At 71.5% G+C, this 10865-nt stretch carries 11 protein-coding genes and 1 pseudogene; 9 read left to right on the top strand and 3 right to left on the bottom strand.

Going from position 1 to position 10865, the window contains the following annotated elements; all coding sequences use genetic code 11:
• Positions 1-1247 (top strand): methyltransferase (locus V8688_RS29290; RefSeq protein WP_342802148.1); only part of this gene is annotated, 1247 nt, incomplete at its 5' end.
• 217 nt (positions 1248-1464) lie between these two features.
• Complete coding sequence (locus V8688_RS29285; RefSeq protein WP_342802147.1) at positions 1465-1932, top strand: MarR family transcriptional regulator; 468 nt, start codon at positions 1465-1467, stop codon at positions 1930-1932.
• Here the strand turns inward: V8688_RS29285 and hisI are convergent.
• Complete coding sequence (gene hisI, locus V8688_RS29280) at positions 1929-2273, bottom strand: phosphoribosyl-AMP cyclohydrolase (protein WP_218716870.1); 345 nt, start codon at positions 2271-2273, stop codon at positions 1929-1931. The genes V8688_RS29285 and hisI overlap by 4 nt on opposite strands.
• The gene (locus V8688_RS29275) at positions 2270-3592 is read right to left on the bottom strand and encodes a helix-turn-helix domain-containing protein (protein WP_218716871.1); all 1323 of its coding nucleotides are present in this window, start codon (positions 3590-3592) and stop codon (positions 2270-2272) included. Before V8688_RS29275 ends, hisI begins: the two co-directional genes overlap by 4 nt.
• Positions 3593-3726: 134 nt before the next feature.
• Here V8688_RS29275 and V8688_RS29270 point away from each other — a divergent pair, with 134 nt between their 5' ends.
• From V8688_RS29270 to V8688_RS29240, 7 genes are all read left to right on the top strand, one after another.
• Entirely contained in the window at positions 3727-4485 is a 759-nt protein-coding gene (locus V8688_RS29270; protein WP_342802146.1) for an ABC transporter ATP-binding protein, read from the top strand.
• A 53-nt stretch (positions 4486-4538) separates the two neighbouring features.
• Complete coding sequence (locus tag V8688_RS29265; RefSeq protein WP_342802145.1) at positions 4539-5282, top strand: ABC transporter ATP-binding protein; 744 nt, start codon at positions 4539-4541, stop codon at positions 5280-5282.
• Positions 5279-6157 (top strand): branched-chain amino acid ABC transporter permease, encoded by an 879-nt coding sequence (locus tag V8688_RS29260; RefSeq protein WP_342802144.1) that lies wholly within the window; start codon positions 5279-5281, stop codon positions 6155-6157. Before V8688_RS29265 ends, V8688_RS29260 begins: the two co-directional genes overlap by 4 nt.
• A gap of 59 nt (positions 6158-6216) precedes the next feature.
• Positions 6217-7191: a branched-chain amino acid ABC transporter permease gene (locus tag V8688_RS29255; RefSeq protein WP_342802143.1), complete on the top strand. Its 975-nt coding sequence runs from the start codon at positions 6217-6219 to the stop codon at positions 7189-7191.
• Positions 7181-8431, top strand: a complete 1251-nt coding sequence (locus V8688_RS29250) for an ABC transporter substrate-binding protein (protein ID WP_218716874.1) — start codon at positions 7181-7183, stop codon at positions 8429-8431. Before V8688_RS29255 ends, V8688_RS29250 begins: the two co-directional genes overlap by 11 nt.
• Before the next feature lie 66 nt (positions 8432-8497).
• Complete coding sequence (locus tag V8688_RS29245; RefSeq protein WP_218716875.1) at positions 8498-9247, top strand: hypothetical protein; 750 nt, start codon at positions 8498-8500, stop codon at positions 9245-9247.
• An 85-nt stretch (positions 9248-9332) separates the two neighbouring features.
• Positions 9333-10490, top strand: coding sequence for an acyl-CoA dehydrogenase family protein (locus V8688_RS29240; protein ID WP_342802142.1), 1158 nt, complete (start codon positions 9333-9335; stop codon positions 10488-10490).
• 41 nt (positions 10491-10531) lie between these two features.
• On the opposite strand, the pseudogene V8688_RS29235 reads toward V8688_RS29240, so the two are convergent.
• Positions 10532-10865: pseudogene (locus V8688_RS29235) on the bottom strand (LLM class F420-dependent oxidoreductase); the annotation flags it as partial.

Here is a 10865-nt window from a genome sequence, read left to right as displayed (position 1 = left end):
GCGCCGAGGCGCACGAGGCCCACATCGCGCTGGCCACCGGGCCCGTCGACCCCCTGACCCTGGCCGGGCTGCGCGCGCTGCTCACCGGGCCGGGCGGGCTGCGCCCCGACCACGGTGGCTACAACGACCGCGAGGACGCCACCAGCTTCTATTTCCGCAGGCCGGGCGCGCGGACCGACCGGCGGGTGGAGCTGTATGTCGCCGGTGCGCATCCCCGCGAACTCGCCCGGCACACGAGCGAATCCGCCGATCCCGCGACGCGGCTGCTCGGGTTGCTCACCGGTGCCTGGGCGACCCAGGCGCTGGCCGTCACCGCCGGGTCCGGCATCGCCGACCGGCTCGCCGAGACGCCGGGCGGACCGCTCGGCGAGCTCGCCGCCGCGACCGGGACCGACTTCGACGCGCTCACCCGGCTGTTGCGCTACCTGGCCCAGCTCGAGATCGTCGAGCCGCTCGGCGCGGGCTACACGCTCACCGAGACCGGCAGGCTGCTCGCCGCCGGCGCCCAGCCGTCGCTGCATCCGCTGGCGTGTCTCTATGGCGGCGCGTTCTACGAGTCGTTCGGCGAACTCGGCTACGCCGTGCGGACCGGCCGGACGGCCTTCGACCACCACTTCGGCAGGCACCATTTCGAGTATTTCCGGGCCGACCCGGAGCGTGCGAGCCTGTTCGATCGGGCCATGGCGGCGAGCGCGTCGATCTTCGGCCAGGTCGCCGGGCTCGTCGGGACCGCCACCGCGCGCACGGTGGTCGACGTCGGCGGCGGCACCGGCGAATTGCTGGCACGCGTGGTCGCGGCGAACCCACAGCTGCGCGGCATCCTGTTCGAGCGCGAGTCCACCCTGCCGCGCGCGCGGACGACCTTGGCGGCGGCGGGCTGCCTGTCGCGCTGCGAATTGGTGGGCGGGGACTTCTTCACCGCCGAGGTGCCGACCGGCGGTGACATCTATCTGTTGTCGCGGGTCCTGCACGACTGGGACGACGCGGACTGCCGCGCGATCCTGCGCGGGTGCGCCGCGGCGATGTCCGAGCACGCCCGGCTCTACATCGTGGAACGGCTGCTGCCCGAGGACGGGTCCCGGTCCCTCGCGCCCGCCTGGGACCTGCACATGCTGTGCAATGTCGGCGGGCGCGAACGCACCGTCACCCACTATCGCGCGGTACTGAAGTCGGCCGGGCTCGAGCTGATCGGGCACGACGAGCTGCCGCTGGGGTTCGCGCTGCTGCACGCGCGCCACGCCGACTGAGCGGACGCTCCGCGCCGGGTCCGGCCGCACCATCGGTGCGCGCGGGCCCGACAGCGGCTGGGGCGACGGGCTTTTCGCGATACGAGGTCGGCGATGCTGTGAGTGACCTCACGACCGCGGCCAACTCGCGGACGCCACAGCGACGTCGTGGCAAACTCGGTTCGGTGCGTGCCCCAGTACACCCGCCCTGTCGTTCGGCCGCGAGACAGTGCCGGCGATGACCCAGTGGCTCGACCCCGTCGAACAGCGTGCCTGGCAGGCGATCGTGGCGCTCATGGCCCGGATCCCGGGTGCGCTCGATACGCGACTGCAGCGCGAGGCCGGGCTGACCCATTTCGAGTTCCGGGTGTTGAGCCTGCTCTCCGAGGAAGCGGGCCATCGCCTGCAGCTGAGTGATCTCGCCCACAAAGCAAATGCGTCGCTATCGCGACTGTCGCATGTGGTGTCGAAGCTGGAGCGGCTGGGCTGGGCCCGGCGCGACTCCACCGCGGGCAGGCGCGGGGTGCACGCGGTGCTCACCGACGCCGGATTCGCGAAGGTGCTCGCGGCCACGCCGGGCTACGTCGAGGCCGTGCGCCGGCTGGTGCTCGACGGACTCGACGCCGAGCAGACCGCCCAGCTGGCCGAGCTCGGGGAAACCCTGTCGACGCGGCTGAACAGTGTCCTGGCCGAGGACGGCGACTAGTCGGCAGCCAGCAGCACGTCGGTGTCGAAGCAGGTGTGCGTGCCGGTGTGACAGGCCGCGCCCTCCTGGTCGACGATCAGCAGGATCGTGTCGCCGTCGCAGTCGAGCCGCACCTCGTGCACGTACTGGGTGTGGCCCGAGGTCTCGCCCTTGACCCAGTACTGCTGGCGCGACCGCGAGTAGTAGGTGCCCTTGCGGGTCGCGATGGTCCTGGCCAGCGCCTCGTCGTCCATCCAGGCCATCATCAGCACGTCACCGGTCGACTTCTCCTGGGCGACGGCGGCGACCAGACCCGCGTCGTTGCGCTTGAGGCGTGCGGCGATGGCGGGATCGAGGCTCATGCCTCGTTTATAACAGCCGTACCGGAACGCGCCGACTGCCCGGTCTGCAGCTCGATCGCCACCAGCAGTTCCACCAGGTCGTTGACGCTGCGCACATTGCGGCCGGTCAGCTCCTGGATCCGCCCGAGCCGGTACTTGGCGGTGTTGAGGTGGATGCGCAGCGTGTCGGCGGCTTCGCGCAGGTTCATGTCGGCGGCGGCGAAGGCGCGGATGGTCTCGGCCAGCGAGCCGCCGCGGGCGCGGTCGTCGGCCAGCGCGGCGCCGATGCGCGGGTCGACCAGCTGGCGGGTGGTGTCGTCGGCGCGCAGCAGCAGGTACCGGAACGGCGTCAGCTGCGGGAGCGCGAGCACGCCGCCGTCCTCGGGCAGCAGCGCGAGCGCGGCCTGGGCCTGCCGGTAGGCACGCGGGATCTGGGCGACCTCGGTGACCGCGGTGCTCACCCCGACCGCCAGCGCGATGCCCTCGGCGGCGAGGTCCTCGCGCATCGCGCGCAGTCGTTGGCACAGCTGCTCGGCCGAACCGTCGCGCCCGAGCGCGGGAATCGCGACGATCTCGCCGCCGCGCACCACCGACAGTGTGCGCAACCCGTTGACCCCGACCCGCGCGGCGGCCGCGGACACCAATTGCCTTGTCTCCCCGAGCCCGTCGGCGGAATCGGCGCGCGCAGAGCCATCCAGCACCACGGCGGTCACCACGACCAGCGGGGTGGTGCGGTCCGCGCCGATCCCGTGCGCGGTGGCCACCGACAGATGCGGGCCGCCCGCGGGCAGGGTGCCGTCGAGCAGCGTGTCCATCAGCGCCTGGCTGTCGCGGCCGGACTCGGCGGCCACGTACTGCTGGAACTCCAGGTAGGCGTCGGTGGCCTGGGTGCTGATCAGGTCGGTGTAGCGGGCCAGCGGACCGGCCAGCGAGAGCACGGCCTCGCGGCCTGCCTCGGTGTCGCCGGCGTGGGCGAGCAGCGATTTCCAGATGGCGCGCTGTCCCAGCCGGAACGCGGCGATGTAGTCGACCAGCGGCAGGCCCGAGCGCGCCCGCCGGGCGGCGGCCTGCCGGGCGTAGGTGACATCGGCCGGGGTGACCCGCTTGCGTTCGAGCAGCGCGCCGAGCCCGGTGCGGCTCAGCCGGGCCAGCTGGTCGTGCACGTCGGCGAGGAAGCCGGGGTCGGCGGTGCCGTAGCCGGGCAGCTCGGTGCGCAGCTTGGCCATCACGTCGTCGGCGATGTCGTCGGCGTGGTCGTAGGCGCATCCGACGATCCGCGCGCGCTCGGCGTGCACCGGATCCGAGTTCGACGCGGTGAGCAGATGTGATCCAGCCGACATGTCCGGGGAGTTTGCATGTCCGATTTACCGGTGTCAACCGCCGGGCGCCCTGTCCGCAGCGGACGAGAGCGTGCGCCGAAATTGGTCCGCAACGTCCGATGTGGCTCGTGACCTGCGAACTTACTGTTCGTCGCATGCTCGAGATAACCAACCTGACGGTGCGCTTCGGCGGCATCACCGCGCTGCGGGAGGTCGGGTTCGCGGTCGCTCCCGGGGAGATGGTCGGCCTGATCGGACCGAACGGCGCGGGCAAGACCACCCTGTTCAACTGTCTGACCCGGCGCCACCGGCCGACGTCGGGCACCCTGCGCTACCGCGAGACCGACCTGGCCACGGTCCGGCCGGACGCGCTGGCCGGACTCGGGATCGCCCGGACCTTCCAGAACCTGGGCCTGTTCCCCAGGCTCTCGGTCCGCGACAACGTCCTGGTCGGCGCGCATCATCGCGCCCGCGCCGGTTTCGTCTCCGCGGGCTTACGGCTGCCGAGGGTCCGTCGCGAGGAACGGGTGCTGCGCGCCGAAGCCGACGATCTGCTCGACCGCCTCGAGCTGACCGCGGTGGCCGACCATCCGGCGGCGGGCCTGCCGTTCGGCACCCTCAAGCGCATCGAACTGGCCAGGGCGCTCGCGGTCCGGCCCCGGCTGTTGCTGCTGGACGAGCCGGTCAACGGTCTGAGCCACGGCGAGGTCGACGAGTTCGCCGAGCGCTTGCGCGCCCTGCAAGCCGATCTCGGCCTGACCGTCGTCGTGGTCGAACACCACATGGGGTTCGTCATGGGCACCTGCGATCGGGTGGTGTGCCTGGAGTTCGGTCAGGTCATCGCCGAGGGCGAACCCGAAGCGGTGCAACGGGATCCGGCCGTCATCCGCGCCTATCTGGGCGTGGCGGCATGAGCGGTCAGCGGCCGGAGGCGGCATCCGAGCGTGACCACGGAGGCCGCCCGAGCATGCCGAAGGGATCCGGCACGAGCGAGTTTCTTTCTGTCACCGACCTGCACGCCGGTTACGGTGCGGCGAAAGTCCTGCACGGCGTGAGCTTCTCGGTTCCGCAGGGCGCGGTGTGCGCGATCCTCGGGCCCAACGGCGCGGGCAAGACGACGCTGCTGCGGGCCCTGTGCGGGATGGTCAAGGTGCGCGGCACCCTGCGCCTGGACGGCACCGAGGTGACCGGGCGCGCCCCGGAGGCGATGGCCCGGCTCGGCGTCGCCCACGTGCCCGAGGGCCGCGGCACCTTCGCGCCGCTGACGGTCGAGGAGAACCTGCGTCTGGGCGCCTACACCCGCCGCGATCGCGCGGGCACCGAGGCCGACCTGCGCCGCATCTACGACTACTTCCCGATCCTGCGCGACAAGCGGCGCGAGCCGGCGGGCGGGCTGTCCGGCGGCCAGCAGCAGATGCTCGCCATCGGCCGGGCGCTGATGCTGCGGCCGCGCGTGCTGCTGCTCGACGAGCCCTCGCTCGGGTTGTCCCCGCTGGTCACCCAGGAGCTGTTCGGGATCGTGCACACCATCAACGAAGAGGAACGCACCACCGTGATCGTCGTCGAGCAGAACGCTCATCTGGCCCTCGGCATCGCCCATCGGGCCCATGTGCTCGAGTCCGGGCGCATCGTGTTGTCCGGCACGGCCGCCGAGATCAGGGCCGATGACCAGGTCACCCGCTCCTACCTCGGAATCCGGGTGCGGCCGTGACCGACTTCGTCCAGCAGCTCGTCGAGGGACTCTCGGCGGGCGCGATCTACGCCGGTCTCGCCCTGGCACTCGTGCTCATCTACCGGTTCACCGGAATCGTCAACTTCGCCCAGGGCGAGCTGGCCATGTTCTCGGCGTTCCTGGCCTGGCAACTGAGCCAGACCATGCCCTTCTGGGCGGCGCTGCCGCTGACCCTGGCCATCTCCTTCGTCGCGGGCATGCTCATCGAACGGATGGTCATCCGTCCGGTCGAGGGCGCGCCCGAGATCACCCTGGTGATCGTCACGGTCGGCCTGTTCTTCACCGTGCACGCGGTGGCGGGCTGGATCTGGTCCTACCAGGTGAAGTCGTTCCCGAATCCGTTCCCGGACGGTGCGCTGCGCACCGCCGGTGTCAGCGTCGGGTACGGCAGCCTCGGCATTCTCGCCGTCGTCGCGGTGGTGATGGGACTGCTGTACCTGCTGTTCCGCTTCACCGGGATCGGCCTGGCCATGCGCGCGGTGGCCTGTCATCCGCAGTCTACCCGGCTGGTCGGCATCCGGGTCGGCACCGTGCTCGCGCTCGGCTGGGGGCTGGCGGCGCTGGTCGGTGCGGTCTCCGGGGTGCTGTCGGCGCCGCTGCTGTTCCTCGAACCCAACATGATGGGCGGCGTTCTCATCTACGCCTTCGCGGCGGCCACGCTGGGCGGCTTCGACTCCCCCGGCGGCGCGGTGGCGGGCGGCCTGATCGTCGGCGTCGCCGAGACCCTCACCGGCGCCTATGTCGACGCGATCGGCACCGAACTCAAGATCGGTGTGCCACTGGTGATCATCCTGGGCGTGCTCCTGCTGCGCCCGCAAGGTCTGTTCGGACACGCGGCGGTGGAACGGGTATGAGCGAGCTGAAGACCGTATCGAAGCCGACGACTTCTGTTGCGCCACCGGCGACTTCGGTCGTGAGCCGCCTCCGTTGGCCACTGATCGCCACCGCGGCCGTCGTACTACTGGCCTGCGCGGCGCCCTTCCAGCTGGTGCCTTTCCACACCTTCCAGCTGGCCATGGCCATGGTCTACGCGGTCACCCTGCTCGGGTTGAACCTGCTGGTCGGTCACACCGGCCAGATCTCGCTGGGGCACGGCGCGTTCTTCGCGGTCGGCGCCTACACCGCCGCGGTGGCGATGCAGTGCTGGGACCTGCCGTATTTCGCGACCGTCCCGCTCGCGGCGGCGGTGACCTTCGTCCTCGGTTTCGCGCTCGGCATCCCCGCGCTGCGGCTGCGCGGACTGTATCTGGCGCTGGTCACCCTCGCGATCGCGATCTTCCTGGTCCCGCTGCTCAAGCGGTTCGACGGCCTGACCGGCGGCTCGATGGGTCTGACCGTGGACAAGCCGGTGCCGCCCACGTGGACCGGGCTGGCCGAGGACCAGTGGCTGTACTTCCTGGCGCTGGCGACCACCGTGATCGCCTTCGTGCTGGTCGCCGGGATGCTGCGCTCACGGGTCGGCCGCGCGCTGCACGCGGTGCGCGACAACGAGATCGCCGCCGAGGTGCTCGGGGTGAACCTGGCCCACTACAAGACCCTCGCCTTCGCCTGGAGCGCCCTGCTCGCCGGAGTCGCGGGCGCGGTCTACACGTGGGTCATCGCCTTCGTCTCCCCCGACTCGTTCGCGCTGACCCTGTCGGTGACGCTGCTGGCCGGCCTGGTCGTCGGCGGACTCGGCACCACCTGGGGCCCGGTGCTCGGCGGGTTGTTCGTGATGTTCGTGCCCAGCTTCGCCCAGGACGTCAATCAGGCGGCGCCCGGCGTCATCTTCGGACTGCTGATCATCGCGGTCATGTACCTCGCGCCCACGGGCCTGGCCGGACTCACCGGCCGGCTGGCGCAACGGCTCGGACATCTGGTTCGGAAAGGGAGAACACATGCGCACTAAGGCGATCCACGCCCTCGGGGTGGCGGCGGCGCTGCTCGCGACGCTCACCGCGTGCGGCGGCCGCGGCGAGGAGACCGGCTCCACCGCCGTCGGCGACTGCCGGGGCCAGCAGACCGTCGGCATCACCGACACCACCCTCAAGCTGGGCGGGGTGTACCCGCTGTCGGGCCCGGCCTCGGCCTACAGCGAGGTGCCCAAGGGCATCAAGGCCTACTTCGACTACGTCAACGCCGAGCAGGGCGGGATCGCCGGACGCAAGGTCGAGTACCTGGTGCGCGACGACGGCTACCAGCCGCCCAAGACGGTCGAGGAGACCCGCAGGCTGGTCGAGCAGGATCAGGTGTTCGCGGTCTTCCAGACCCTGGGCACCGCGACCTCGTCGGCGGTGTGGGACTACCTCGGTCAGCGCAAGGTACCGCAGGTGTTCGTGGCCACCGGCGCGACCAAGTTCGGCGCCGACGCCGAGCACCCGTGGACGATCGGCTGGCAGCCCAGCTACCGCACCGAGGGATTGGCCTACGCCCAGTACGTCAAGACCCAGCGCCCGACCGCGACCGTGGCCGTGCTCTACCAGAACGACGACTTCGGCAAGGATTTGCTCGCCGCGTTCACCGAGGGCGTCGCGGGCAGCGGCGTGAAGGTGGTCGCCCAGCAGAGCTTCGAGGTCACCGACCCCACCGTCGACCCGCAGGTCCGCAACCTGGCGAACTCGAAAGCCGATGTGCTGCTGAACTTCTCGACGCCGAAGTTCGCCTCGCAGGCACTGGCCGCCGACGTGCGCAACACCGACTGGAATCCGCTGCACGTGCTCACCCAGGTGTCGAACACCATGGCCACCCTGCGGCCGGTCGGCTTGGAGAACGTGCAGGGCGCGGTCAGCGCCGCCTTCCTCAAGGACCCGGCCGACCCGCGCTGGACCCAGGACGCGGGCATGCAGACCTACAAGACCAAGCTGGCCCAGTACGCGCCCGGCGCCGACCCGGAGAACCAGCACGCGATGGCCGGTTGGGCGATGGCCGAGAGCTTCCGCAAGACGTTCGAGTCGGCGACGTGCCCGACCCGCGAGGGCCTGCGCGAGGCGATGCGCTCCCTCGACAACGTCGGCGTGGACCTGCTGCTGCCCGGCATCAGCATGAAAACCGGTGCGAGCGACGGCTATCCGCTCGAAGCCGTCGGCATCCAGACCTTCGCGGGCACCCACTGGTCGCTCACCGACGGCCTGATCGACACCGGAAAGTAGCCCCCCAACGTTCCGCGGTGCGCCGCGACACCCCCGAAGTACACCCCCGATCGATGAGGATCACCGATGAAGATGTCCACCACCCTCGCGACCGCCGCCCTGACGGCGCTGGCCCTGTGCGTCGGCACGGGCACCGGCCACGCCGACCCGGCGCCACAGACCGATGTGCACTACGAGGTCAGCAGGCAGGGCGACGCCGCCGTCGTCACCACCACCGACGGCAAGCTACAGATCGTCGGCGATCAGCTGGTGCTCACCACCGGCGCCGACGTGCCGGTCGCCGCGCTGCCGCTGTCCTACCGGATGGACGACAAGCTGTTCCCGATCGCCGCCACCATCGACGGCGGCAAGGCCACCCTGACCCCCTCGCGCGAGGGCGCCACGCCGGTGGCCGCGGCGACCGAGCTGGTCAGCACGGACGCCGCGGTCAAGCAGGTGGCCGAGTCGTTCACCCCGCGTGACCAGGCGGCCCTCGGCGCGTTCAGTCAGCGGGTCGGCATCGGTGGCGCGGTGGCCGCGATCGTCGGCGCGGTGATCGGCGGCGGGGTCGGCTGCCTGGTGGGTGGCGCGGCCGGGGCGACCATCGCCAGCCCGGTGATCGTACTGCTGGTGCCGTGGGTCGGCGCGACCGTCGCCGGGTGTGTGCTCGGGGCGGCCACCCTCGGCGCGGTCGGCACCATGGTCGGGCTGATCACGGTCGGCGGCCCGCTGGCGCTGTTCTCGGCCTACCAGTACTTCTCGACGATCACCGCGCCGTGCCCGCCCGAGCTCGGCGCGTACTGCAAGGATCCCGCGGTGCCCGCCCCCGCGAAGTAGTCCGTCCCACCGCTTCGCCGGTCCGCCCGATCCACGCTCGGGCGGGCCGGCTCGTGGCCGTTCGCAGGCCGGTTAGGAATCCCGTATGCACAGGACAGTTCTCGATGCCGAGCACGCCGCGTTCCGGGCGTCGATGCGCGCGTTCATCGACGCCGAGGTCGTGCCCAGCTTCGGCAAGTGGTACGACGACGGCCAGGTCCCGCGCGAGTTCTATTACCGGCTGGGCGAACTCGGCGTCTTCGGGCTGGAGGCGCCGGTCCGGTTCGGCGGGGCCGGGCGTACCTCGTTCGGCTTCCGCACCGTGCTGGCGGAGGAGATCGCCAGGGCGGCGGTCTCGTTCGGCGGGGCGAGCGTCCATGTCACCCGGTGTCTGCCGCTGGTGACCGCGCTGGCCACACCGGCGCAGCAGGCGCGGTGGTTGCCGGGCATCGTCACCGGCGACACCATGTTCGCGCTGGCGGTGGCCGAACCGGGCACCGGCTCCGAGCCCGCGGGCATGCGCACCACCGCGCCGCTGTCGGTCGACGGGTCCACCTACGTGGTGAACGGATCGAAGACCTACGTCGCCGGTGGCGTGCACGCCGACCGGGTGATCGTCTGCGCGCGCACCGCGGCGCCCCGCCCCGACGACCCCGCGCACGGTCTGTCGCTGCTGGTCGTCGACACCGCCGCGACCGGGTTCCGGGTGGGGCGCAGGCTCGACACGCTGGGCCGCAAGCTCAGCGGCACCGCCGAACTCACCTTCACCGATGTGCGGGTGCCGGCGGCCGACGTGCTCGGCGCGCCGCACCGGGCCGTCGCCCATCTCGCCGGGCAACTGCCCAGGGAGCGTCTCGGCATCGCCGTCGGCGCCTACGCCCAGGCCAAGGCCGCGGTCCGCTTCGCGCGCAAGCACACCGCCGAGCGCATCGCCTTCACCCAGCCCCTGTCGGCCTTCCAGAACACGAAATTCGAGCTGGCCGCCTGCCAGACCGAGGTCGACGCCGTCGAGGCGGTCGTCGATCGCGCGCTGGCGGCGCACGATCGCGGCGAGCTCGGCGACGCGCACGCCGCGTCGGCGAAACTGTTCGCCACCGAGACCGCGGGCCGGGTGATCGACCGGTGCCTCCAATTGCACGGCGGCGCGGGCTATCTCACCGATTCCCCGATCGCCCGGCTCTACGCCGACCACCGCATCGATCGCCTGCAGGGCGGCACCAGCGACGTCCTGCGCACGATCATCGCCACCGGCATGGGCCTGTAGCCGGCCGCTGTCCGGGGCGATTCGGCCACCGCCGCGGTTGGTCAGCGCGCCCGGTTGAGCTCGCCGAGCAGTCGCCAGGTGCGCTGCTGGTCCTCGGGCGTGGTCAGGTCGGTCTGCGAGAACACCATCTCGGTCGCGCCCGCCGCGAAATAGTCGGCCACCCGCGCGGCGACGATCTCCTCGTCGCCGTACACCACCAGCTCGGCGGCCCGCCGCGCGCCGGACAGCTCGATTACCCGGCGATACGACGGAATGCTGTCGTAGAAGGCGGTTTTCGCCTCGGCGGCGGCACGGGCGGCGGCCGCATCCGCAGTGACCACGCCGGGGACCAGGACGACCACGCGCGGCCGCGGCCTGCCCGCGCTCGCCGCCGCG

It is taken from the genome of Nocardia sp. No.11 (assembly GCF_038752175.1).
In the GTDB taxonomy this organism is placed as follows: domain Bacteria; phylum Actinomycetota; class Actinomycetes; order Mycobacteriales; family Mycobacteriaceae; genus Nocardia; species Nocardia canadensis.
The sequence above is the reverse complement of the archived record's forward strand: the minus strand, read 5'-3'. Positions and strand labels throughout refer to the sequence as shown.